The organism is Quadrisphaera setariae (assembly GCF_008041935.1).
Classification (GTDB): Bacteria; Actinomycetota; Actinomycetes; order Actinomycetales; family Quadrisphaeraceae; genus Quadrisphaera; species Quadrisphaera setariae.
In genome coordinates this window covers 44,624-68,116 of record NZ_VKAC01000006.1, presented here as the reverse complement: position 1 = coordinate 68,116, position 23,493 = coordinate 44,624, and the positions used below count along the sequence as shown (strand labels likewise).

Annotated in this window: 21 protein-coding genes, 2 tRNA genes and 1 pseudogene; 14 read left to right on the top strand and 10 right to left on the bottom strand. The window is 73.6% G+C overall.

What is annotated here, in order from left to right; genetic code table 11:
- The first annotated feature begins 77 nt into the window (after window positions 1-77).
- Entirely contained in the window at window positions 78-1,079 is a 1,002-nt protein-coding gene (gene trxB, locus FMM08_RS10940; RefSeq protein ID WP_147926408.1) for a thioredoxin-disulfide reductase, read from the top strand.
- Between the two features lie 56 nt (window positions 1,080-1,135).
- The gene (trxA, locus tag FMM08_RS10935; RefSeq protein ID WP_147926407.1) at window positions 1,136-1,459 is read left to right on the top strand and encodes a thioredoxin; all 324 of its coding nucleotides are present in this window, start codon (window positions 1,136-1,138) and stop codon (window positions 1,457-1,459) included.
- 106 nt (window positions 1,460-1,565) lie between these two features.
- On the opposite strand, the gene FMM08_RS10930 is transcribed toward trxA, so the two are convergent.
- From FMM08_RS10930 to rpmH, 9 genes and pseudogenes are all read right to left on the bottom strand, one after another.
- Entirely contained in the window at window positions 1,566-2,204 is a 639-nt protein-coding gene (locus FMM08_RS10930) for a GNAT family N-acetyltransferase (RefSeq protein WP_147926406.1), read from the bottom strand.
- A 19-nt stretch (window positions 2,205-2,223) separates the two neighbouring features.
- Window positions 2,224-3,453, bottom strand: a complete 1,230-nt coding sequence (locus FMM08_RS10925) for a ParB/RepB/Spo0J family partition protein (protein WP_187279692.1) — start codon at window positions 3,451-3,453, stop codon at window positions 2,224-2,226.
- Complete coding sequence (locus FMM08_RS24110; protein ID WP_369431705.1) at window positions 3,450-4,739, bottom strand: ParA family protein; 1,290 nt, start codon at window positions 4,737-4,739, stop codon at window positions 3,450-3,452. Before FMM08_RS24110 ends, FMM08_RS10925 begins: the two co-directional genes overlap by 4 nt.
- Window positions 4,732-5,490: a 16S rRNA (guanine(527)-N(7))-methyltransferase RsmG gene (gene rsmG, locus FMM08_RS10915; protein WP_147926642.1), complete on the bottom strand. Its 759-nt coding sequence runs from the start codon at window positions 5,488-5,490 to the stop codon at window positions 4,732-4,734. Before rsmG ends, FMM08_RS24110 begins: the two co-directional genes overlap by 8 nt.
- A gap of 73 nt (window positions 5,491-5,563) precedes the next feature.
- Window positions 5,564-6,160, bottom strand: coding sequence for a Jag family protein (locus FMM08_RS10910; RefSeq protein WP_147926405.1), 597 nt, complete (start codon window positions 6,158-6,160; stop codon window positions 5,564-5,566).
- 29 nt (window positions 6,161-6,189) lie between these two features.
- Entirely contained in the window at window positions 6,190-7,161 is a 972-nt protein-coding gene (gene yidC / locus FMM08_RS10905; protein ID WP_147926404.1) for a membrane protein insertase YidC, read from the bottom strand.
- A 164-nt stretch (window positions 7,162-7,325) separates the two neighbouring features.
- Window positions 7,326-7,556, bottom strand: a pseudogene (gene yidD / locus FMM08_RS24105) (membrane protein insertion efficiency factor YidD); the annotation flags it as partial.
- 17 nt (window positions 7,557-7,573) lie between these two features.
- Window positions 7,574-7,939 carry a ribonuclease P protein component gene (gene rnpA / locus FMM08_RS10895; protein ID WP_147926403.1) on the bottom strand — a complete coding sequence of 122 codons (366 nt, stop codon included), beginning with the start codon at window positions 7,937-7,939 and terminating at the stop codon, window positions 7,574-7,576.
- A 28-nt stretch (window positions 7,940-7,967) separates the two neighbouring features.
- Window positions 7,968-8,105 (bottom strand): 50S ribosomal protein L34, encoded by a 138-nt coding sequence (rpmH, locus tag FMM08_RS10890; RefSeq protein WP_109772950.1) that lies wholly within the window; start codon window positions 8,103-8,105, stop codon window positions 7,968-7,970.
- A gap of 430 nt (window positions 8,106-8,535) precedes the next feature.
- On the opposite strand from rpmH, the gene dnaA reads away from it, so the two are divergent.
- From dnaA to FMM08_RS10840, 10 genes are all read left to right on the top strand, one after another.
- Window positions 8,536-10,074, top strand: a complete 1,539-nt coding sequence (gene dnaA / locus FMM08_RS10885) for a chromosomal replication initiator protein DnaA (protein ID WP_147926402.1) — start codon at window positions 8,536-8,538, stop codon at window positions 10,072-10,074.
- 486 nt (window positions 10,075-10,560) lie between these two features.
- On the top strand, window positions 10,561-11,715 hold the full coding sequence (gene dnaN, locus FMM08_RS10880; protein WP_147926401.1) for a DNA polymerase III subunit beta: 1,155 nt from the start codon (window positions 10,561-10,563) through the stop codon (window positions 11,713-11,715).
- Window positions 11,716-11,789: 74 nt separating this feature from the next.
- Window positions 11,790-12,788: a phosphogluconate dehydrogenase (NAD(+)-dependent, decarboxylating) gene (gene gnd, locus FMM08_RS10875; RefSeq protein ID WP_147926400.1), complete on the top strand. Its 999-nt coding sequence runs from the start codon at window positions 11,790-11,792 to the stop codon at window positions 12,786-12,788.
- A gap of 12 nt (window positions 12,789-12,800) precedes the next feature.
- Window positions 12,801-14,069 carry a DNA replication/repair protein RecF gene (gene recF / locus FMM08_RS10870; RefSeq protein WP_147926399.1) on the top strand — a complete coding sequence of 423 codons (1,269 nt, stop codon included), beginning with the start codon at window positions 12,801-12,803 and terminating at the stop codon, window positions 14,067-14,069.
- A 58-nt stretch (window positions 14,070-14,127) separates the two neighbouring features.
- Window positions 14,128-14,703: a DciA family protein gene (locus FMM08_RS10865; RefSeq protein WP_439653560.1), complete on the top strand. Its 576-nt coding sequence runs from the start codon at window positions 14,128-14,130 to the stop codon at window positions 14,701-14,703.
- A gap of 244 nt (window positions 14,704-14,947) precedes the next feature.
- Complete coding sequence (gene gyrB, locus FMM08_RS10860) at window positions 14,948-17,020, top strand: DNA topoisomerase (ATP-hydrolyzing) subunit B (protein ID WP_439653559.1); 2,073 nt, start codon at window positions 14,948-14,950, stop codon at window positions 17,018-17,020.
- Complete coding sequence (gene gyrA, locus FMM08_RS10855) at window positions 17,013-19,670, top strand: DNA gyrase subunit A (RefSeq protein ID WP_147926398.1); 2,658 nt, start codon at window positions 17,013-17,015, stop codon at window positions 19,668-19,670. Before gyrB ends, gyrA begins: the two co-directional genes overlap by 8 nt.
- The gene (locus FMM08_RS24100; RefSeq protein ID WP_369431704.1) at window positions 19,667-20,443 is read left to right on the top strand and encodes a DUF3566 domain-containing protein; all 777 of its coding nucleotides are present in this window, start codon (window positions 19,667-19,669) and stop codon (window positions 20,441-20,443) included. The genes gyrA and FMM08_RS24100 overlap by 4 nt, the downstream gene beginning before the upstream one ends.
- 51 nt (window positions 20,444-20,494) lie before the next feature.
- Window positions 20,495-20,568, top strand: a tRNA-Ile gene (locus FMM08_RS10845).
- Window positions 20,569-20,582: 14 nt separating this feature from the next.
- A tRNA-Ala gene (locus FMM08_RS10840) sits at window positions 20,583-20,655 on the top strand.
- Between the two features lie 64 nt (window positions 20,656-20,719).
- On the opposite strand, the gene FMM08_RS10835 is transcribed toward FMM08_RS10840, so the two are convergent.
- Complete coding sequence (locus FMM08_RS10835) at window positions 20,720-21,946, bottom strand: hypothetical protein (protein ID WP_147926397.1); 1,227 nt, start codon at window positions 21,944-21,946, stop codon at window positions 20,720-20,722.
- A gap of 111 nt (window positions 21,947-22,057) precedes the next feature.
- Here FMM08_RS10835 and FMM08_RS10830 point away from each other — a divergent pair, with 111 nt between their 5' ends.
- Both FMM08_RS10830 and FMM08_RS10825 read left to right on the top strand, forming a co-directional pair.
- Window positions 22,058-22,579, top strand: a complete 522-nt coding sequence (locus FMM08_RS10830) for a peptidylprolyl isomerase (protein ID WP_147926396.1) — start codon at window positions 22,058-22,060, stop codon at window positions 22,577-22,579.
- A gap of 178 nt (window positions 22,580-22,757) precedes the next feature.
- Window positions 22,758-23,468 carry a rhomboid family intramembrane serine protease gene (locus FMM08_RS10825; RefSeq protein WP_222710662.1) on the top strand — a complete coding sequence of 237 codons (711 nt, stop codon included), beginning with the start codon at window positions 22,758-22,760 and terminating at the stop codon, window positions 23,466-23,468.
- Window positions 23,469-23,493 lie beyond the last annotated feature (25 nt).

The following is a 23,493-nucleotide window of genomic DNA, read 5'->3' as shown; positions in this document are numbered from 1 at the left end:
CCTACGATCGGTTGAACGACTCGCGCCCCGTGACCAGCAGCGGGACCCGGCGCAACCGCCTTCGAGGGGAGACCCACGTGCCCGATGACGTCCGCGACCTGGTGATCGTGGGATCGGGACCCGCAGGCTGGACGGCGGCCATCTACGCCGCCCGCGCCGACCTGCACCCCGTCGTGGTGGCGGGTTCCGTCACGGTCGGCGGAGCCCTCATGAACACCACCGAGGTCGAGAACTTCCCGGGCTTCCCCGAGGGCCTCATGGGCCCCGAGCTCATGGAGCGCATGCAGGCCCAGGCCGAGCGGTTCGGCGCGGAGGTCGTCTACGACGACGCCGTCGAGCTGGACCTCACCGGTGACGTCAAGGTGGTGCGCACCGGCCTGGGGGAGACCTACCGCGCCCGCGTGGTCGTGCTCGCCACCGGCTCCGCCTACCGCGAGCTGGGCCTGCCCAACGAGAAGCGCCTCTCCGGCCACGGGGTCTCCTGGTGCGCCACCTGCGACGGCTTCTTCTTCAAGGGCAAGGACGTCGCGGTGGTCGGCGGGGGCGACTCGGCGCTGGAGGAGGCGACGTTCCTGTCGCGCTTCGCCGACTCGGTAACGCTGGTGCACCGCCGCGACGAGCTGCGCGCCTCGAAGATCATGCAGCGCCGCGCGCAGAACGACCCCAAGATCCGCTACGCCTGGAACAGCGCCGTGGAGGACGTCGTGGGTGGTGACAAGGTCACCGGCCTGCGCCTGCGCGACACCGTGACGGACGAGCTGTCCGAGCTGCCCGTGGCCGGCGTGTTCGTGGCCATCGGCCACGAGCCCCGCGTCGACCTCTTCCGCGGCCAGGTGGACCTGGACGACAAGGGCTACGTCGCGGTGGAGGGGCGCTCCTCGCGCACCAACCTGCCGGGCGTCTTCGCCTGCGGGGACGTGGTCGACCACGAGTACCGCCAGGCCATCACCGCGGCCGCCTCCGGCACCGTCGCGGCCCTCGACGCCGAGCGGTACCTGGCCGCCCTGGCCGACACCGACTCCCCGCGGGTCGCCGCGGTCGAGGCCGAAGAGGTGGCCGAGGCCACCGCCGTCGGCTGACCGCTCGCCCGCTCCCGCACCACCACCGACCCGCCCGCAGACCGAGAGGAACAGCCATGACCGCTCGCGCCGTCACCGACGCCACCTTCGACACCGAGGTGCTGCAGAACGACAAGCCCGTCCTCGTCGACTTCTGGGCGCCCTGGTGCGGCCCGTGCCGCCAGGTCTCCCCCATCATCGAGGAGATCGCCGGCGAGCACGCCGAGGTCCTCGACGTCGTCAAGGTGAACACCGACGAGAACCCGCGCACCTCCGCGGCGTACGGCATCACCTCCATCCCCACCCTCAACGTCTACAAGGGCGGTGAGCTGGTGAAGCAGATCATCGGCGCCCGTCCCAAGCCCGTCCTCGAGCGGGAGCTCGCCGAGTTCATCGGCTGACCCGCTGACGACGACGAAGGCCCCCGACCTGCACAGGTCGGGGGCCTTCGTCGTCGTCAGCAGTGCGAGGCCCTGTGCGCTCCGCTGAGGACCCCGCCGAGCCGGCTCAGACCCCGGAGAGGACGGGGACGCGCGCGCGGCCCAGGATGCGCTCCAGGGCCGCCTCGACGTCCTCGCGCCACGACAGCGCGGTCCTCAGCTCCAGCCGCAGACGCGGGTAGCGGTGGTGGGGCCTGACCACGGTGAAGCCCACGGCCTCGAAGAAGGCCGCCGGGACCATGCACCCGGCCGACAGGCCGGCGTCCAGCGCGTCCACCTCGGTCCCGGCGACGCCGAACGCCTCGATCGCGCGCACGCCGCGCTGGGTGAGGTCCTTGGCAGCGCTCTGCACCAGCATCCGGGCGATGCCACCGCCGCGGTGCTGCTGCTCGACGTACCCGGTCATCAGCAGCACGGCGTCACCGCTCACCGGCGAGGTGGGGAACGCGCGCGAGCGCGGCACGTGCACGGGAGGCGCGTAGGTGACGAAGCCGACGAGAGCGTCGTCGACGTACGCCAGCCGCCCCGCCGAGCCCCACTGCAGGAGCACCTCGGACAGCCACGCCTCCTTCTCGAAGGCGGTGCCGCCCGCGGCGACGGCGCGACCCGCGGAGACGGGGTCGAGCTCCCACGCCACGCACCCGCGGCAGCGGGTCGGCAGGTCGGACAGCGCCTCGAGGGTCAGCGGCGCGACGCGGCGGGACACGCCCCGGGCTCCGGGGGCGTCAGGAGGCGCTCGAGGGACCGGTCGGGCCCCCAGCGCCGTCGGCGTCGATCACGTCATCAGCGGTGGCCTGGAAGACCCCTGACTCACCCGGGGCCAACGACCCGAGGATGCGGTCGAGGTCCTCCAGGGTCGCGAACTCGACCGTCAGGCGCCCCTTCTTGGCGCCCATGGCCACGCTCACCCGGGTGTCGAAGCGGTCAGACAGGCGGGCGGCGAGGTCGTCCAGCACGGGCGCCGCGGCGCGCACCTGCGGGCGGCTCGGCCGGGCCTGGCCGACGCCGCCCAGGGCCACCAGCTCCTCAGTCGTGCGCACCGACAGGCCCTCGGCCACGATCCGCTGCGCCAGGCGCTCCATGGCGTCCGCCGTCGGCAGCCCGAGGAGGGCCCGCGCATGACCTGCGGAGATGACACCGGCGGCCACGCGGCGGGCCACCGTCGGGGGCAGCCGCAGGAGGCGGATCGTGTTGGAGATCTGCGGACGGGACCTGCCCAGGCGCTGGGCGAGGGAGTCGTGCGTGCAGCCGAAGTCGTCGAGGAGCTGCTGGTAGGCCGCCGCCTCCTCGAGGGGGTTGAGGTCGGCGCGGTGGAGGTTCTCCAGCAGCGCGTCGCGCAGGAGGTCCTCGTCGGTGGTGTCCCTGACGATGGCGGGCACCGTCGTGAGGCCGGCGCTCTCCGCGGCGCGCCAGCGCCGCTCACCCATGACCAGCTCGAACGACATCTGCTCACCCGGAGGCGGCGTGCTGCCGTCGACCCGGCGCAGCGGTCGGACGACCACCGGCTGCAGGACGCCGATCTCCTTGACGCTGTGCACGAGCTCGGCGTGCGCGTCCTCGTCGAAGACCTGGCGCGGCTGGCGCGGGTTGGGGCTGACCGACCCGATGGGCACCTCGGCGAACCACGTGCCCGGGATGGGCAGCAGGTCCTCGTCGCGCGCGGCGGCCCGGGAGCCGGGACGGCGCGGCGCCTGCCAGCTGGGGGCCGCCGGGGCTCCGTCGCGCAGGTCGATGACGCGGCCACCGGGGCCGTCAGCGGGAGCACCGCTGCCGGCGCCGTCGCCCTCGGCGGGCTCGGGACGGCGGTCGGCGCGGTCGAGGACCTGCGGCTCCGGACGACGGTCGGGGCGCTCGGGCGCGCTGACGGCGCGCAGCTGCCCGGTGACCTCCGGGGACACGGCGTCGGGGATGAGGGCGCCCAGGCCCCGGCCCAGGCCGCGCTTGCGCTCGCTCATGCGCGGCGCTCCGCTGCGCGGCGGCCGCTGGCGGTGCTGCGGTCCGGCGTCCAGGAGCCGCGCAGGTCGAGGGGACCGCTGCGGAGGTCGACGACGGCCGCCGGCTGCTCGGGCTCCTCGGTCTGGTCGACCGCGTCCGCCCCCTCCTCGACCTCTGCTGCGTCGGACGGCTCGGGCTGCCCGAGCCGCGCGACCGGGACGGTCTGCTCAGCCGTGGCCGCCGGGTCCGTGGCACCGCCGGGCTCCGCAGGAGCGGGGACCACCGCCTCGGGGTCCTCGACCGCGTCGGCGGGGACCGGCGCGGCAGCGGCCAGGCGGGCGTGGTGGCCCTCGACCAGCTCGCGCGCGGCCTGCAGGTACGACAGCGCCCCGGAGTTGCCCGGGTCGTAGGTCATCACGGTCTCGCCGTGGCTGGGCGCCTCGGAGATGCGCACCGACCGCGGGATGGTGGTGTCGAGCACCCGGGTGGGGAAGGCGCGGCGCACCTCGTCGGCCACCTCGCGGGCCAGGCGCGTGCGCGCGTCGTACATCGTCAGCAGGATCGTGCTGATCTCCAGCTGCGGGTTCAGGGACCGCTGCACGAGGCCGATGTTGTTCCGCAGCTGCGTCAGGCCCTCCAGCGCGTAGTACTCGCACTGGATGGGGATGAGCACCTCGCGCGCCGCGACCAGGGCGTTGAGCGTGATCAGGCCCAGGCTGGGCGGGCAGTCCAGCAGGACGTAGTCCAGGCGGGGACGTCCCTGCTCCTCGCGCTCGGCGACGTGGTCGGCCAGGGCGCGGCTGAGCAGGGAGACGCGGGCCACCATGTCGGGCTCCTGCGCCAGCTCCATCTCCGCGCCGGCCAGGTCGATGCTGGCGGGGCAGACCTCCAGACCGCGCACGTCCGGGCACGGGCGCACGGCCTCCGACAGCGGCAGGCCCTCCACCAGCACCTCGTACGTGCCCGGCGTGCGGTCCTCGTGGGCCACACCCAGCGCCGTGGACGCGTTGCCCTGGGGGTCGACGTCGAGCACGAGCACCTGCAGCCCGCACTGGGCCAGGGCGGCAGCCAGGTTCACCGCGCTCGTGGTCTTGCCGACGCCGCCCTTCTGGTTGGCGACCGTCAGGACGCGCGTCTGGGGGGGCTTGGGGAGCATCCGCCCCCGCAGCCGGATCCGCCGGCGGGCGTCCTCGGCGGCCTGGCGCGCCAGCGGCGTGTCCTCGCCGGCGTCCGGGATCGCCTGGGCGAGCAGCGCCCGACGGGCGAGCTCCTCGTCCTCGGGCGTTCCATGAGGCTGCTCAGCCACGTGGCTTCCGCGCGCGCTGCCGCGCCGCTCGTGATCGACCACCGACGTCCTCTCCGCCTCGCGCACCCCCGACCGGGTGAGGGGCGGCACCCACAGTAACGCTCACCACGGTGGTCGGGACCGCGACGAGCCCGCTCCCGACCTCCAGCACCTGCGGGTCGAGGCCCCCGAGGCGCGCCAGCGCCGCACGCGCCGCCTCGACCTCCTCTGCAGCGCTCCGGCCCTTCAGGGCCAGGAGGAGGCCTCCGCGGCGAGCGAGGGGGAGGCACCAGCCCGCGAGGCGCTCCAGGGGTGCCACGGCGCGCGCGGTCACCACGTCAGCGGCCGGCAGCGCACCGGGACGGCCCGGGGCGACCTCCTCGGCACGGGCCCGCACCACGCGCACGCGGCGGCCGATGCCGAGGTCCTCCACGACCTCACCCAGCCACGTCGCGCGCCGCTCCAGGGGCTCCACGAGCACCACGGTGGCGTCCGGCCGCGCCAGCGCCAGGCAGAGGCCCGGCAGGCCCGCGCCGCTGCCGACGTCCACCACCAGCGCGGCGGGTGGGAGCAGCTCGCCGACGACGGCGCAGTTGAGCACGTGCCGCTCCCACAGGCGGGGCACCTCCCGCGGGCCGACGAGGCCGCGCTCGACGGCCGTCGTGGCCAGGTGGCCGGCGTAGCGGCGCGCCAGGTCGAGGCCGGCCCCGTCGTCGTCCTGAGCGGCGAAGACGGTGCTCACGGCCGCGGCCAGCCCGGCGGGCTCGGGCAGCCGACCGTCGACGACGCGCGGCGCCAGGAGCTCCCCGGTGGCCTGAGCGGGCTCGGCGGGGTCGCCTGCCACGTCAGGCGGCGGGGGAGACCACCACGCGGCGGTGGGGCTCCTCGCCCTCGGAGTCGCTGACCAGGCCGGCCGCCGCGACGGCGTCGTGCACGACCTTGCGCTCGAAGGGGTTCATCGGCTCCAGCGCCACGGGGGCGCCGTCGCGCTGGACCTCGGCCACCGCCTGCGCGGCCAGCTCCTGCAGCTCCTCGCGCCGGCGAGCGCGGTGGCCCGCCACGTCGAGCATGAGGCGGCTGCGCTCACCGGTGCGCGCCTGGACGGCGAGCCTGGTCAGGTCCTGCAGCGCCTCGAGCACCTCGCCGCGCGGACCGGCGAGCCGGCGCAGGGCGACGGCGTCGCTGCCCTCGGCGACCACCGACACGGCGGCGCGGCCGTCTTCGACGTCGATGTCGATGTCGCCGTCGAGGTCGGCGATGTCCAGGAGCTCCTCGAGGTAGTCAGCCGCCACCTCTCCCTCCTCCTCGAGCCGCTCCAGGCGGCTGCGGCGCTCGCCGCCCTCGCCGGCGGGCGCGTGGCCCTCCGCGGGACCGGCCGCGGCGGTGGCGTCGTCGTCAGTGGTGCTGGTGGGGACCTCGTGCGTGGCCTGCTCGGTGCTCACCACGGCCTCCTCGTCGTCAGGTGGGCGGTTCAGTTCTGGGGGCGGCGCGTCGGCTCGGCAGGACCGCGGTTGCGGTCCTTGCGCTTGGGCTGGACGCGCTGGCCGGTCCGCTGGGGAGCCTCCTGGACGACCTCACCGGCGACGACGTCGGTCGAGGCCTCACCGCGGCGGGCGCGCTTGCGGGCCCGGCGGGCCTCCAGCGCCTCCTCGGCCTTGGACCCGGGGGCGGGCATGCGGCGGATGACGTAGGCCTGCTGGCCACCGGTCCACAGGTTGGTGGTGAACCAGTAGATGAGCACGCCGATCGGGAAGTTCACGCCGGAGACGGCGAAGATGATCGGGAACAGGTACATGATCAGCTTCTGCTGCTGCGCGAACGGGTTGTCGAGCGCGGAGGCCGGCATGTTCTTGATCATCAGCTGGCGCTGCGTGGTGAACGTCGTGAGGCTCATGGCCACGATGAGCACCGCGGTGAGGATCTTGACGTTGAGGTCGCCGCTGCCCAGGAAGGTGTCCGTCAGGCGCGCGCCGAAGATGGTCGACTCAGCGGCCTGCTTGGCCAGCACCCCGGTGAGCGGGCCGACGCCCTGCTCGTTGCGGATGCCGTAGTTCAGCACCCGGAAGAGCGCGAAGAAGATCGGCGCCTGCAGGAGGATCGGCAGGCAGGAGGAGAAGGGGTTGGTGCCGTGGGAGCGGTACAGCTCCATCGTCTCCCGGCTCATCGCCTCGCGGCTGGCCGGGTCGGTCTTGCCCTTGTACTTCTGCTGGATCTTCCGCATCTCCGGCTGGAGGAGGGCCATGCCCCGGCTCGCCTTGATCTGCTTGACGAACAGCGGGATCAGGACGATGCGGATGATCACCACGAGCGCGACGATCGAGAGCGCCCAGGTCCAGCCGCCGTCCTCGGGCATGCCGAGCGCGGTCAGGCCCGCGTGGGCACCGACCATGATCCAGGCCACCACCCACTCGAGCGGGTAGATCAGGCTCTCGAAGAAGTTCATCTCGTCCTCACGGGCTGGGGACGGGAGGCCCCGTGGTCGTGGTGGTCCGGCTGGTCGTGCAGCAGGTGGCGCTGGTGGCGCTCGGACGGCTCGCCGCCGGTCGCGCCGCCCGCACCAGTGTGGGGCCTGCCGGGAGGCGCCTCCGCCCTCGCACCGCCCGCGGGCTCGGGCACGGGGTCCCAGCCACCGGCTGCCCAGGGGTGGCAGCGCAGCACCCGGCGCGCCGTCAGCCACGTCCCCCGGACCGCCCCGTGGCGCCGGAGCGCCGTGGCCCCGTAGGAGGAGCAGGAGGGGGCGTAGCGGCAGACGGGGCCGACCAGGGGGGACAGCAGCAGCTGGTAGGCCCGGACCAGGAGCAGGAGCGCCAGGGCGACCCCCGCGTCGAGGGCCCGCAGCGCTCGCGCCGCCCGCCTCACCCCGGCTCCCGGGCCGGGCTGACGAGCCGGTGCACGGCGGACGCCAGGTCGCGCGCGAGCACGTCGCTCGGAGCTGCGGCGGAGGCCGGGTTGGCCCTCACCACCGCGCGAGCCCCGGGAGGCAGCGCGTCCAGGTGGTCGCGCACGAGGTGGCGCAGCCGCCGCTCGACGCGGTTGCGCACCACGGATCCGCCGACGGCCTTGGACACCACGAAACCGACGCGCACCGGGCCTGCCGCCTCCTCCGGGCCCGAGGGCTCGAGGAGGTGCAGCACGAGGTGGCGCCGGCCAGCGCGCCGCCCGCGCCGCACGACCGCCGAGAAGTCGGCGGGGCGGCGCAGGCGGTGCGGCGCGGGAAGCACGAGGCAGCGGGCCCGGGGGCCGCTGGTCTCAGGCGGACAGCTGCGCGCGGCCCTTGGAGCGCCGCGCGGCGAGGATGGCTCGGCCGGCGCGGGTCCGCATGCGCAGGCGGAAGCCGTGCACCTTGGCCCGGCGCCGGTTGTTCGGCTGGAAGGTCCGCTTGCTCACGCCCGTCACTCCATCACGTCGCTGATCAGCTCGCTGTCGCGGGCGACCTGGCACCCGGGAGGATGCGGTCGCACCGAGCGGCCGGGCTGAGCTCCCCCGGCCCTGACGACGTGGTCGTGAGGGCTTCCGGGGACGCTCGAGCGCCTGCCGCAACCGCTCCACGGTAGGGGCGCGGAGCCTGAAGGGTCAATTCTGCCGCGCTCACGAGCCGCCGCCTGACGCCCCGGGCCGCGCCACCGGGGTGTCGGAACCCCCTCCGGCATGCCGCCTTGTGCCCGGAGAGACGGTGCCGCTAGCGTCGTGCGCTCCCGCTCCGGGGCCGGCACCGCCGCCTCCCGACCGGTCCACGTCCCCACCTCCGTCCACAGCCTGTGGACAACCCTGTGGACGACGTGCGCGACCCCGCGTGCGGGCGTGGGAGGGTGGAGCGGTGGCCGATCAGCAGGACCTCCCGTCCGCCTGGCCGGCCGTCATCGCCGCGCTGGGTGCGGACGCACGCATCTCGCGCCAGCAGCTGGCGTTCCTCCGCCTGACGCGTCCCCTCGGTCTGCTCAACGACATGGTGCTGCTCTCGGTGCCCAACGAGCTCACCAAGGAGATGATCGAGCAGCGCCTGCGCGAGCCCGTGGCGGCCGCGCTCTCGGAGCGCCTGGGCCGCGAGGTCCGCGTGGCGGTGGCGGTCGACAGCACCCTCACCGACGCCCCTCCCCTGGAGGTGCCGCCCCCACCCGCCCCCGCCGAGGGACAGGTGCCGTCCCCCCGGGGCGTCTCCGGAGCCCCTGCGGGCGCCGGAGACGGCGAGCCCGCCGAGGACGAGGACGGCGAGGACGGCTCCGAGCTGCTCGCCACCGGCGAGGACGGCGCCCTGTTCGGCGTGAGCCGGCCACCGCAGGTGCCGCGCAGCCGCCGCGGAGAGCAGACCCGCAAGGACGCCGAGCCCGCGCGGCTGAACCCGAAGTACACCTTCGACACCTTCGTCATCGGCTCCTCCAACCGCTTCGCCCACGCGGCGGCGGTGGCGGTGGCCGAGGCGCCGGCCAAGGCCTACAACCCGCTGTTCGTCTACGGGCCGTCGGGGCTGGGCAAGACGCACCTGCTGCACGCCATCGGGCACTACGCCCAGCACCTCTACCAGGGCGTGAAGGTCCGGTACGTGAACTCCGAGGAGTTCACCAACGACTTCATCAACTCCATCAGGGACGACCAGAAGAACTCGTTCCTGCGCCGCTACCGCGACGTCGACTTCCTCCTCGTGGACGACATCCAGTTCCTGTCCAACAAGGTGCAGACGCAGGAGGAGTTCTTCCACACCTTCAACGTGCTCCACAACGCCAACAAGCAGGTGATCATCACCTCCGACCAGCCGCCCAAGAACCTCTTCGGGTTCGAGGAGCGCATGCGGTCGCGGTTCGAGTGGGGCCTGACCACGGACGTGCAGCCGCCGGACCTGGAGACGCGGATCGCGATCCTGTCCAAGAAGGCCATCACGGACCGCATCTCGGTGCCGTACGAGGTGCTGGAGTTCATCGGCTCGCAGATCTCGACCAACATCCGCGAGCTGGAGGGGGCCCTCATCCGCGTCACGGCCTTCGCCAACCTCAACCGCGCCGACGTCGACCTGGCGCTCGCCGAGGTGGTCCTGAAGGACCTCCTCACCGGGGAGACCGCGCAGATCTCCCTGGCGACGGTGATGGCGCAGACGGCCGACTACTACAAGCTGACCATCGAGGACCTGTGCGGGCCCGCCCGCTCGCGGTCGGTGGTGAACGCGCGCCAGGTGGCGATGTACCTCTGCCGGGAGCTCACCGAGCTGAGCCTGCCCAAGATCGGACAGGCCTTCGGCGGTCGGGACCACACCACCGTGATGCACGCGAACCGCAAGGTGCGCGAGCAGCTCACGGAGCGCCGGCAGACCTACAACGAGGTCACGGAGCTGACCAACCGCATCAAGCTCCAGCACCGAGCCTGAAGCTCGCAACCTCCTGACCTGCGACGACGCAAGTTGTCCACAGGGTGTGTCCACAGGTGAGGACGATCCACAGCCGTCCACAGGGCCTGTGGACGACTGTGTCCACAGGCCCTGTGGAGAACCGTCGGATTCCTGTGGACGACGTGTGGACAAACGGGGGTCGATCTGTGGACGGGATGTGGACAACATCTGGCCGTCCACAGGCACCCGTAGTTTTTCCCCACGTCATCCACAGCTCTGTCCACAGGTGTGCACAACCTCCCACCTGCGATGACGGGGGTTTTCCACAGTATCCACAGGCCCTATGACTACTACGGAACCATTCATCTAGCGGATTCGATCGCGCCGCCTTCATCTGCGCCGGACCGCCCGAGCCGCGGCACGGGGGGCCTGTGGGTGGCTGACCGGGTCAGGGCCCGCACACCGATACCCTCGCCCGTCGGGGCCCTCCCGGGGCACGCAGCACGCACGCATGGAGGTGGACCCGTGAGGTTCGGGGTCGAGCGCGACGTCCTGGCCGACGCCGTCGGGTGGACGGCGCGGACGCTTCCGGCCCGGCCGCCGGTCCCGGTGCTGTCGGGGGTCCTCCTCGAGGCGGCGGAGCCGGGCGTCCTGAAGCTGTCGAGCTTCGACTACGAGGTCTCCGCGCACGTGGAGGTCCCGGCCGAGGTGCACGAGTCCGGACGCGTGCTCGTCTCGGGCCGCCTCCTGGCCGACATCGCCCGCTCCCTGCCGGCGCAGCCGGTGCAGGTGTCCCTGCAGGGGCCCCGCGTCATCGTGACCTGCGGCTCGAGCCGCTTCACGCTGCTGACGATGCCGGTGGAGGACTACCCGGCCCTGCCGGCCATGCCCGACGTCCTCGGCAGCGTGGCCGGCGACGTCTTCGCGTCCGCCGTCGCCCAGGTGGTCGTCGCGGCCAGCCGCGACGAGACGCTCCCCGTGCTGACGGGCGTGCGCGTAGAGATCGAGGACGACGAGCTGACCCTGCTCGCCACCGACCGCTACCGGCTCGCGGTCCGCACGCTGCCGTGGTCCGCCGGGCAGCCCGGCGCGTCGTCCGCGGCCCTCGTGCGGGCCCGGACCCTCTCCGAGGTCGCCCGGGCCATGGGCAGCGGTGAGGTCGTGCTGGCGCTGTCGTCCGAGGCCGCAGGTGGCGAGGGGCGCGGACGCGGCACCTCGGGCCTGGTCGGCTTCGAGGCCGGTGGCCGGCGCACCACGTCGCTCCTGGTCGACGGCGACTACCCCAAGGTGCGCTCGCTGTTCCCCGCCGAGTCCCCGATCTCCGCGGTGGTCTCCGTCCCGGCGCTGGTCGAGGCGGTCCGCCGCGTCGCCCTCGTCGCCGAGCGCAGCCGCCCGGTGCGCCTGTCCTTCACCCAGGGCCAGGTGGTGCTGGAGGCCGGCGACGGCGAGGACGCCCAGGCGTCCGAGGCGATCCCCGCGCAGCTGCACGGCGACGACGTCTCCATCGCGTTCAACCCGCAGTTCCTCCTGGACGGCCTCGGCGCGCTCAACATGCCGTTCGTGCGCCTGTCCTTCACGCTTCCCACGAAGCCCGCCGTGCTCACCGGTCAGACCGACGAGGACGGCGAGCCGAGCGACCACTACCGCTACCTGCTGATGCCCGTGCGGATGGCCGGCTAAAGCCGGAGCGTCACCCGTTCGATGGAACGGGGAACGGTCCACCAGCACCACCACCCCTTCCCCGGAGGTCTCCCGTGCACATCGGTCTCGTCGGTCTCGGCAAGATGGGCGGCAACATGCGCACGCGGCTGCGCCGCGGCGGCGTCGAGGTCACCGGCTTCGACAACAACCCCGACCTGAGCGACGTCGAGAGCCTCGAGGCCCTCGTCGCCGCCCTGCCCGCGCCCCGCGCGGTCTGGGTGATGGTCCCGGCCGGCAAGGTCACCCACAGCGTCATCGACCAGCTCAAGGGCCTGCTGTCCGAGGGCGACGTCGTCATCGACGGCGGCAACTCGAAGTACACCGACGACGCCGCCCACGCGGAGTCGCTCGCCGAGCGCGGCATCGGCTTCGTGGACTGCGGCGTCTCCGGCGGGATCTGGGGCCTCGAGAACGGCTACGGCCTCATGTGCGGTGGCGACGCCGCCCTGGTCGAGCGCCTCCTGCCCGTCTTCGACGCGCTGCGCCCCGAGGGGCCGCGCGAGGAGGGGTTCGTCCACGCCGGCGCCGTGGGCGCGGGCCACTACGCGAAGATGGTCCACAACGGCATCGAGTACGGCCTCATGCAGGCCTACGCCGAGGGCTTCGAGCTGCTCACGGCCAAGGACATCGTCACCGACGTGACGGGGTCCTTCAAGGCGTGGACGCGCGGCACCGTGGTGCGCTCCTGGCTGCTCGACCTGCTGGTGCGCGCCCTGGAGGCCGAGGGCACCAGCCTCGGCAGCATCCGCGGCTACGTGAACGACTCCGGCGAGGGCCGCTGGACGGTGGAGGAAGCCATCAACGAGTCGGTGCCGATGCCCGCGATCACCGCGGCGCTCTTCGCGCGCTTCGCCTCCCGCCAGGACGACTCCCCGGCCATGAAGATGGTCGCCGCGCTGCGCAACCAGTTCGGCGGGCACGCGGTCGAGTCGCTCGGCGGGGACGACGCCACCGCTGACCAGCGCAGCGGCGGCCAGCCCGAGCAGGGCGCCCAGGAGGCCAGCGCCGCCGAGGCGGGACCGAGCTCCGGCTCGGGCTCCACCTCCCGCTGACCGGGGGGACGGGTGCACGTCACGCACCTGTCCCTGGTCGACTTCCGCAACTACGAGGGCGCGGAGGTCGAGCTCGGCCCGGGCCCGACCGCCCTGGTCGGGCGGAACGGGCAGGGGAAGACCAACCTCGTCGAGGCCGTCGGGTACGTCGCGACGCTCGGCAGCCACCGCTCCGCCACCGACGCGCCGCTCGTGCGCGCCGGGGCGGAGCGCGCGGTGGTGCGCGCCGCCGTGGACAGGGCCGGCCGCTCCACGCTGGTCGAGGTGGAGATCTCTCCTGGGAAGGCCAACCGCGCCCGGCTGAACCGGGCGCCGCTGTCGCGCGCCCGCGAGGTGCTCGGGTCGCTGCGCACCGTGCTGTTCGCCCCGGAGGACCTCGCCCTGGTCAAGGGCGACCCCGAGGGTCGGCGCCGGTTCATGGACGAGGCCCTCGTGGCGCTCGCCCCGCGGCTGGCGGGGGTCCGCTCCGACCTGGACAGGGTCCTCAAGCAGCGCGGCGCTCTGCTGCGCCAGGCCGCGGCCTCGCGCCGCGGCGGCCGCAGCGGCAGGCCGTCGCGCGCCCGTGACAGGGCCGCGCAGGCGGCGCGCGAGTCCGGGTGGGAGGACGCGGCGGCGGCCGAGGCGGCCACCCTCGACGTGTGGGACACCCACCTGGCGACCGCCGGCGCGGAGCTGCTGGCGGCACGCCTGCTGCTCGTCCGGCGGCTGCACCCCCACGTCTCCCGCGCCTACGCGGCCGTGAGCGGCGCCGGCGCCGGCGCCGCCGCCGGTGACGCCGACGGTCCGGTGCGCCTGGCCTACCGCAGCAGCCTGCCGCTCCTCGCCGACCTCGACCTCGCCGGCGGCGCCGAGCTGCCACCGCGCGCCGAGCTCGCCCAGGCGCTGCTGGAGCAGATGGCGGAGGTGCGCTCCGAGGAGCTGGAGCGCGGCACCTCGCTGGTCGGTCCCCAGCGCGACGACCTCGTGCTGGAGCTGACGGGTCTGCCCGCGCGCGGGTACGCGAGCCACGGGGAGTCGTGGTCGTACGCGCTCGCGCTGCGCCTGGGCCTGTACGAGCTGCTGTGCGGGGAGGGTCCGAAGGACCCGGCCAGCGAGCCGGTGCTGGTGCTGGACGACGTCTTCGCGGAGCTGGACGCCGGCCGCCGCCAGCGGCTGGCCGCGCTGGTGGCGCCGGCCGAGCAGGTGCTCATCACGGCCGCGGTGGCCGAGGACGTGCCGCCGGAGCTGTCCGGCCGCCGCCTCCAGGTGCGCGCGGGGACGGTGGAGCCCGGCGGTGGCTGACCCCCCGCGCCGCGACCCCGCGTCCGGCCAGGGCGCGCCCTCCGGCCCCAGCGGGCCGGTGGACCCCGACGCGCTGCCGGGCCCCGAGCTGCTGCCCGACGCCGCCGCCACCGCCCTCCACCGCGCGCGGGCCGCCGCCCGCGCCCGCGGCGCCCGGCCGGGGAGGCCGGGGTCGCTGCCCCCTCCCGGCCGGGGTGGAGGCACCGGCGGCCCGGCCACCGCCGGTGGTGCCCGCCGCAGCGGTCAGGACGGCGGGCGCAGCGGCGCCCGGCCCGACGCGAGGGACCCCCAGACCGTCTCGGCGAGCATCGGCCGGCTGGTCAACGAGCGCGGCTGGCGGACGCCGGTCGCCGTCGGGGGCGTCATGGGCCGCTGGGCGGACGTGGTCGGCGCCGAGATCGCCGCCCACTGCCAGCCGGAGACCTTCTCCGAGGGCGAGCTGGTGGTGCGCGCGGACTCGACCGCCTGGGCCACGCAGGTGCGCCTGCTCACGGCGACCGTGCTGCGACGGCTCGACGAGGACCTCGGCGAGGGCGTGGTCACCCGCCTGGTGGTCCGCGGGCCCGCCGGCCCGTCCTGGCGCGCGGGCAGCCGCTCCGCCGGCGGCCGTGGTCCGCGCGACACGTACGGCTGACCGCGGCCGCCTGGTGCGGCACCCGCCCCGGTGGGGGGCGCAGCGGGCGCAGAGCCGCCCCGGGAGCGCCGGGGCGGACCCGGGGCACCAGTGCGGGTCTGTTCGTGGCGCTGCGGGGCGTCCACGGCCCCCAGAAGGGGTGCTCTGGGCCGTGAGGAGCCCGTCCGGCGACGGGGTGTCGGCGTGTCGACGTAAGATGGAGGCCCGTGCGCGCTCCTGAGCGCGTGACTGCGCGAGGAGGACCGTGGCCGACCCCACAGACGACGCCGTTCCCGTGCCCGAGGCTCTCACGCAGCCCCTGGCCGAGCAGCCGGAGGAGCACCACCGCGCGAGCGGCCCGGCACCGTCGTCCCCCACGTACGACGCCAGCAACATCCAGGTCCTCGAGGGCCTCGAGGCCGTCCGCAAGCGGCCCGGCATGTACATCGGCTCCACCGGCGAGCGCGGCCTGCACCACCTGGTGTGGGAGGTCGTCGACAACTCCGTGGACGAGGCCCTCGCGGGGCACGCCACCGCCATCGACGTGACGCTGCTGGCTGACGGCGGCGTCCGCGTGGTCGACGACGGACGCGGCATCCCCGTCGACGTCATCCCGTCAGAGGGCAAGCCCGCCGTCGAGGTGGTCCTCACCGTCCTGCACGCGGGTGGCAAGTTCGGCGGTGGCGGCTACGCCGTCTCCGGCGGCCTGCACGGCGTGGGCATCTCCGTGGTGAACGCGCTCTCCCGCCGCGTGGAGGTGGAGGTGCGCCGCCAGGGCCACGTGTGGCGCCAGGCCTACCGCCACGGCGTCCCCGAGGCGCCGCTGGAGAAGGGCGAGGAGGCCGAGACCACCGGGACCACGGTGACCTTCTGGCCCAGCGAGGAGACGTTCGAGACCGTCGTCTTCGACTACGAGACGCTGCGCGCGCGCCTCCAGCAGTACGCCTTCCTCAACCGGGGCCTCGAGCTCAGGCTCACCGACGAGCGGCCCACCAGCACCGAGGAGGGCGAGGACTACGACGAGTCGGTGAAGGCCCGCTCGGTCACCTACCGCTACGACGGCGGTCTGGTCGACTACGTCAAGCACCTCAACAACCAGAAGCGCTCCGAGGCCGTGCACGACTCGGTGATCGCCTTCGAGGCCGAGGACACCGACCGCGGCATGTCGGTCGAGATCGCGATGCAGTGGACGACCGGGTACTCCGAGTCCGTCCACACCTACGCCAACGTCATCAACACCCACGAGGGGGGCACCCACGAGGAGGGCTTCCGCGCAGCCCTGACCGCCCTGGTCAACCGCTACGCGCGCGCCAACAACCTCCTCAAGGAGAAGGACGAGAACCTCACCGGGGACGACGTGCGCGAGGGCCTCACCGCCGTCGTCTCCGTCAAGCTCGGCGAGCCGCAGTTCGAGGGCCAGACCAAGACCAAGCTCGGCAACACCGAGGTCAAGGGCTTCGTCCAGAACCGCATGACGGACAACCTCTCCGACTGGCTCGAGCGCAACCCGTTCGAGGCCAAGGCCGTGGTCCGCAAGGCCATCAGCGCCTCGGTGGCCCGCATGGCGGCGCGCAAGGCCCGCGAGGCCACCCGCCGCAAGGGCCTCATGGACGGCATCGGCCTTCCCGGCAAGCTGCGCGACTGCTCCTCCAACGACCCCTCGCGCTGCGAGGTCTTCATCGTCGAGGGCGACTCCGCCGGTGGCTCCGCCGTCAAGGGCCGCGACCCCGAGACGCAGGCGATCCTGCCGATCCGCGGCAAGATCCTCAACGTCGAGAAGGCCCGTCTCGACAAGGCCCTGGGCAACCAGGAGGTGCAGGCGCTCATCACGGCGTTCGGCACCGGCATCGGCGAGGAGTTCGACATCTCCAAGCTGCGCTACCACAAGATCATCCTCATGGCGGACGCCGACGTCGACGGCCAGCACATCACCACGCTGCTGCTCACGCTGCTGTTCCGCTACATGCGCCCGCTGGTCGAGATGGGCCACGTCTACCTGGCCCAGCCCCCGCTGTACCGGATCAAGTGGTCCAACCGCGAGCACGACTTCGTCTTCTCCGACCGCGAGCGCGACGCGTTCCTCGCGGAAGGCCAGGCGAACGGCGGCCGGCTGCCCAAGGAGAGCGCCGTCCAGCGCTACAAGGGGCTGGGCGAGATGAACTGGGACGAGCTCGCCAGCACCACCATGGACCGCGCGCACCGCACCCTGCGCCGGGTCTCCCTCGACGACGCCGCCGCGGCCGACGCGATCTTCGCCGTGCTCATGGGCGAGGACGTCGACTCCCGGCGCTCGTTCATCCAGCGCAACGCCCACGACGTGAGGTTCCTCGATGTCTGAGCCCCCGAACGGAACGGTCGCCCCCTCGGAGTCGTCGGGCGGGGACCGGATCGAGCAGGTCGACCTGCAGCTGGAGATGCAGCGGTCGTACCTCGACTACGCGATGAGCGTCATCGTGAGCCGGGCGCTGCCCGACGTGCGCGACGGGCTCAAGCCGGTTCACCGGCGCGTGCTGTACGCGATGTACGACGGCGGGTACCGCCCTGACCGGCCGTACTCCAAGTGCGCCCGCGTGGTCGGAGACGTCATGGGGCACTACCACCCCCACGGCGACACGGCGATCTACGACGCCCTCGTCCGCCTCGCCCAGGACTGGTCGCTGCGGTACCCGCTGGTGGCCGGCCAGGGCAACTTCGGCTCCCCCGGCAACGACTCCGCCGCCGCCCCCCGGTACACCGAGTGCCGCATGGCGCCGCTGGCGCTGGAGATGGTGCGGGACATCGACGAGGAGACCGTCGACTTCTCGCCCAACTACGACGGGCACACCACCGAGCCCGACGTCCTGCCGTCGCGCTTCCCGAACCTGCTGGTCAACGGCTCTGCAGGCATCGCGGTGGGCATGGCCACCAACATCCCGCCGCACAACCTGCGCGAGGTGGCCGACGGCGTCAAGTGGGCACTCGAGCACCCCGACGCGAGCGAGGAGGAGCTCCTGGACGCGCTGCTGGCGCGCATCCAGGGGCCCGACTTCCCCACCGCCGCCACGATCCTCGGCCGCTCGGGCATCGAGGACATGTACCGCACGGGCCGCGGGAGCGTCCCGATGCGCGCCGTCGTCGCGGTCGAGGAGATCCAGAACCGCCAGTGCCTGGTGGTCACGGAGCTGCCCTACCAGGTCAACCCCGACAACCTCGCCACCAAGATCGCCGAGCTGGCGAACACCGGCCGCATCGCCGGCATCGCCGACGTCCGCGACGAGACCTCCGGCAAGACGGGCCAGCGCCTGGTCGTCGTCCTCAAGCGCGACGCGGTGGCCAAGGTCGTGCTGAACAACCTCTACAAGCACACCCCGCTGCAGGAGAACTTCAGCGCCAACATGCTGGCGCTGGTCGACGGCGTCCCGCGGACCCTGCCGATCAACGCCTTCGTCTCGCACTGGATCGCCCACCAGCTCGAGGTGATCGTCCGGCGGACCCAGTACCGCCTGCGCCGCGCGCAGCAGCGGGCCCACATCCTCATCGGCCAGCTGAAGGCGCTCGACGCGCTCGACGCCGTCATCGCCCTGATCCGCGCGTCGGCCACCACCGAGGACGCCCGCGTCGGCCTCATGGGCCTGCTCGACATCGACGAGGTCCAGGCCAACGCCATCCTCGAGATGCAGCTGCGCCGCCTGGCGGCGCTGGAGCGCCAGCGCATCATCGACGAGCACGACGCCCTCGTCGCGCTCATCGCCGACTACGAGGACATCCTCGCGAGCCCCGCCCGCCAGCGGACGATCGTCGGCGAGGAGCTGGGCGAGATCGTCAGCAAGTACGGCGACGACCGGCGCACGCGCATCGTGCCCTTCGAGGGCGACATGAGCGTGGAGGACCTCATCCCCGAGGAGGACGTGGTCGTCACGATCACGGCCGGCGGCTACGCCAAGCGGACCCGCGTCGACGCCTACCGGGCCCAGCGCCGCGGCGGCAAGGGCGTGCGGGGGGCGGCGCTGCGCGCTGACGACCTCGTCAGCTCCTTCTTCACCACCACGACGCACCACTGGCTGCTGTTCTTCACCAACTTCGGCCGGGTCTACCGGGCGAAGGCGCACGAGCTGCCCGAGGGCGGCCGCGACGCGCGCGGCCAGCACGTGGCCAACCTGCTGGCGTTCCAGCCGGGCGAGAAGATCGCCCAGGTCCTGGACCTGCGCGACTACGCCCAGGCGCCCTTCCTCGTCCTGGCGACCCGCAGCGGGCTGGTGAAGAAGACGAGGCTCACCGAGTACGACTCGGCGCGCTCCGGCGGCGTGGTGGCCATCAACCTCCGCGAGGGCGACGAGCTGGTCTCCGCTCGCCTGGTCGGCGACGAGGACGACCTCCTGCTGGTGTCCCGGCAGGGGCAGTCGGTGCGCTTCACCGCGTCTGACGAGGCGCTGAGGCCCATGGGCCGCGCGACGTCGGGCGTCACCGGCATGCGGTTCCGCGACGGGGACGAGCTGCTGGCCATGGACGCCGTCCGCGACGACACCACCGCGGACGTGTTCGTGGTCTTCGCCTCGGGCATGGCCAAGCGCACCGCGGTGGACCAGTACCGCGTGCAGGGCCGCGGCGGGTACGGCGTGCGGGTCGCGAAGCCGTCCGAGCGCGGTGGCGACCTCGCCGGGGCCCTCCTCGTGGGCGACGAGGACGAGGTGCTCGTGGTGATGGCCAGCGGGAAGGTGGTCCGCAGCCGCGCCTCCGAGGTGCGCGCCACCGGCCGCGACACCATGGGCGTCAGCTTCGCCAAGGTCGACGCCCGCGACCAGATCCTCCTGGTGGCGCGCAACGCCGAGCGGGCGGCCGAGGAGGAGGCGGCGGAGGACGAGTCCGTCGACCCCGCTGGGGGTGCCGAGGTCGCTGAGCGGTTCGACCCGGTCCAGGACGCGCAGGAGCCGGGCGCGGCTCCCGGCGACGACGGCCCGGATGCCGTACCGTCGCCTGAGCCTGAGCCTGAGCCCGGAGGTGGGGCGTGAGCCCGTCCGAGAAGACTGACGCCCGAGACTCCTCGGGTTCCTCTGGGCGGCCAGCGGCCGCCAGCACGCCTGGTGGAGGTGCCGCAGGCCCTGCCCGACCCGCCGGCCAGCGGCCGGCGGGCGGGGGCACCCGGCCCACCTCCGCGCCAGCGGGTGGGGCGGGGACGCTCGGCAACGGCCCTCGCCCGGGTTCCGGGGGCTCCGCGCAGCGCGGAGCCCCTGCCCGCCCCCTGACCTCGCCGCCGGCGGCGTCCTCGAAGGCGGCCACAGCGCGTCAGAGTCCTGCGGCCGCCGCTGGTCCGGCGGCGAGCACGGCTCCCACGGCGGTGCGCCCGGTGCGCACCGGCGCGGAGGCGCGAGCCGCGGAGCAGCCGGACGCAGCCCATGCCGCGCCGGCCTCCACGGCGGAGGCCCCGCGGAGGGTCAAGCTGAGCCTGTCGCGCGTCAGCCTGTGGTCCGTGGCGCGGCTCGCCTTCCTGCTGTCGGTGGCCCTGGGCATCATCGCCGTGGTCGCCGTCACCGTGCTGTGGGCCGTGCTCAACGGCATGGGCGTGTTCGGTCAGCTCGACAGCGTCATCAGCGACGTCGTCGGCACGGAGAGCAACTTCCGCGTGGCCGACCTGCTCAGCCTGTCGCGCGTGCTGTCGGTGACCGTGTTCCTCGCCGTGGTCGACGTCGTCCTGCTGACGCTCATCAGCACGGTCGCGGCCGTCCTCTACAACCTCGCCAGCGGGCTCGTCGGCGGCGTCAGGCTGACCCTGAGCGACGACTGACCCCGAGCGTGCGCTAACCTCGTTCCACCCGGTGCGCGTGCGCCCCGGTTCGGGCCTATAGCTCAGTTGGTTAGAGCGCTTCCCTGATAAGGAAGAGGTCACAGGTTCAAGTCCTGTTAGGCCCACCCGACGTGCCCCCGGGGGCGTGGCGCAATTGGTAGCGCACCTGCTTTGCATGCAGGGGGTTAGGGGTTCGAGTCCCCTCGCCTCCACTCGGAGACACACGAGAAGGCCGGTCACCCCTCGGGGTGACCGGCCTTCGTGCTGTTCAGCCCCTCAGGAGCCGGACGGCCCGGGCTTCGGCCTGGGCTTGGCCCTGCTCGCGCTGCCCTCGGCCGGCGTCGTCGGAGCGGCGGGGGTGTCCGCGCCCTTGGTCGCGTCACCGAGCACGGAGTCTGCGGCGCCGGCCGTGGTGGCGCTGGTGGTCAGCGTCGGCGGGGCGGTGCTGCGCTTCGCGGCGTCGGCGTCCTCGGTGGTCGAGGGGGAGGACGGTGCGGCGTCCTTGGCCTTGTCGACGACCTTCTCGACCGTCTCCTGGACCTTGCCCGCGGCCTTGTCGACGGCGGACTCGACCTTCGACGCGGCGTCCTGAGCCTTCGTCGAGCCGTCGGCGGCGGGGGTGTCGACGTCGGAGGACGTGCTCGCGGCGCTGCCGCCACCGAGCGGAGCGCCGGCGGCACCCGAGGTGCCCGGTGTCGAGGACGACAGACGGCTGTGGTCGGGCGCGGAGCTGACCCCGGTGCCCGGAGCGGTCGCGGGGACCCACGGGTCCACCACGGCCTGCTGGCGGGACTTCCACACGGCCCACCCGGCAGCACCCGCAGCGCCGACGACGGTCGTGAAGACCAGGAACCGGCGGGTGCGACGGCGACGCGCCGCCTTCTTGGCGGCCTTGGCGCTGATGAGCGGGCTGCCGCTGACCTTCTTCAGGCCCGCGGTGGTGCTCGTCGCGGCGGCGTCGGTCGCCTCGCCGGCCTTCGCGGCGGCAGCGGCGGCAGCCGCGCTGACGGCCGCGACGGCGCGCGGCAGCCACTCGTCCACGATCGTGTCGCGCGCGTGGTCCACGTGCGGCACCAGCGAGTCGGCCGCGTGCTCCACCTTGGGCGCCGCAGCCCGGATGCCGCGGTCCCTGGCGTCGACGACCAGCGGCACGGCCTTGGCGTACGCCTCCTCCACGCGGGGCTGCGCCCACTCGCGCGCCTGGCCGGCGTAGCCGACGGCTGCCTCCTTGGCCTGCGCGGCGGCCGGACCGGCCTGCTTCTTCCACTCCTCGGCGCTCTTCGCGATGCGCTGCGCGCTGCTCAGCGCACCCGCCTGCAGGGCAGCGCCCGACGCGGCCACGGTGTGGCCGGCGCCCTTCGCGCCCTGCTTCACGTTCGCCAGCTCACCGGCGACCTGCGCGGCGTGCTTCTCCGCCCTGCCTGCGAGCGTCGCCCCGGCCGCCTTCGTGGCGTGGCTGACCGCCGCGGCGGTCCGCTCCGCTCGGTTCTTCCTCCCGAACACGCGTCCTCCTCCCGGGCCCGGCTCCCGGACCGTCGGCGCCCATCCTGCCGGGAGGGGCTGCGGATCGCCCAGCGAGGGGGCGAGATCGCACCGGGTGCGAGGATGGTGCCCATGGAGGCGACGCTGCACACGAACCACGGGGACGTCCGCGTGGTGCTGTTCCCCGACCACGCACCCAAGACGGTGGCCAACTTCACCGGGCTGGCGACGGGTGAGAAGGAGTGGACCGACCCGCAGACCGGTGCCAAGCGCACCGACAAGTTCTTCGACGGGCTCACCTTCCACCGCATCATCCCCGGCTTCATGATCCAGGGCGGTGACCCGGTCGGGAACGGCACAGGCGGTCCCGGCTACACCTTCGACGACGAGATCCACCCCGAGCTGACCTTCACCAAGCCCTACCTGCTCGCCATGGCGAACGCCGGCAAGCGCGGGGGCCAGGGCACCAACGGCTCGCAGTTCTTCATCACGGTGGCACCGACCACGTGGCTGCAGGGCAAGCACACGATCTTCGGCGAGGTCGCCGACGAGGAGAGCAAGAAGGTCATCGACGCCATCGCCGGTGTCCGCACGGGGGCCATGGACCGCCCCGTGGAGCCCGTGGTGCTCGAGTCCGTCGAGATCTCCGACTGACCACCTCGCACCAGCCGGCCCTGCGACCGTGACCGACCCTGCCTGGGGGCCCCAGGCCCCCAGGCAGGACCCGGTCTGCCCCCGACACCCCGACCGGGTCTCGTACGTCCGCTGCCAGCGCTGCGAGCGGCCCACCTGCCCCGAGTGCCAGCGACCCGCGGCGGTGGGGATCCAGTGCGTGGACTGCGTCCGCGAGGGTGCTCGGGACGTCCGCCAGGCCCGCACGGCCTTCGGTGCCACCCTGCGCGGCGGCCGCCCCGTGGTCACGCTGACCATGATCGGCATCTGCGTCGCGGTCTACCTGCTGCAGGCGACCGTGGCGCCCGGGATCACCTACCAGTACGGCTTCGCACCGGTCGCGGCCGCTGCCGAGCCCTGGCGCTTCCTCACCGCCGCCTTCCTGCACGGCGGGGTCATCCACATCGCCTTCAACATGTACGCGCTGTGGCTCTTCGGCTCGTACCTGGAGCAGCAGTTCGGCAGGGCCCGCTTCGCGGCGCTCTACCTGATCACCGCCTTCGGCGGCTCGGTCGGGTCGCTGCTCGTCATCAGTCCGACGAGCCAGAGCTGGACCACCATCTCCGTGGGCGCCTCCGGCGCGGTCTTCGGCCTCTTCGGCGCGCTCGTGCTCGTCCAGCGCAGGCTCAACCAGCAGTTCGGCCAGATCGTCGTGCTCATCGTCATCAACGGCGCCATCGGCTTCCTCGTGCCGGGCATCGCCTGGCAGGCCCACCTCGGCGGGCTCGTCACCGGACTGGCCCTCGGCGCCGTCTACGCCTACGCGCCGCAGCGCATCCGCACCCCGGCGCAGGTGGTCGGGACCGCCGCCGTCGCGCTGGTGCTGCTCGTGGCCGCCGTCGCACGGATGGCGGCCACCGGGCTCCTCTGAGCCCGGTGGTCCCGGTCGGTCCTCA

Bases quoted from the DNA above. Each gene is read 5' to 3' on its own strand.
- FMM08_RS10925 (WP_187279692.1), bottom strand. From the start codon at position 3,453: ATGAGCGAGCGCAAGCGCGGCCTGGGCCGGGGCCTGGGCGCCCTCATC.
- trxA (WP_147926407.1), top strand. From the start codon at position 1,136: ATGACCGCTCGCGCCGTCACCGACGCCACCTTCGACACCGAGGTGCTG.
- FMM08_RS10830 (WP_147926396.1), top strand. From the start codon at position 22,058: ATGGAGGCGACGCTGCACACGAACCACGGGGACGTCCGCGTGGTGCTG.
- yidC (WP_147926404.1), bottom strand. From the start codon at position 7,161: ATGAACTTCTTCGAGAGCCTGATCTACCCGCTCGAGTGGGTGGTGGCC.
- gyrA (WP_147926398.1), top strand. From the start codon at position 17,013: ATGTCTGAGCCCCCGAACGGAACGGTCGCCCCCTCGGAGTCGTCGGGC.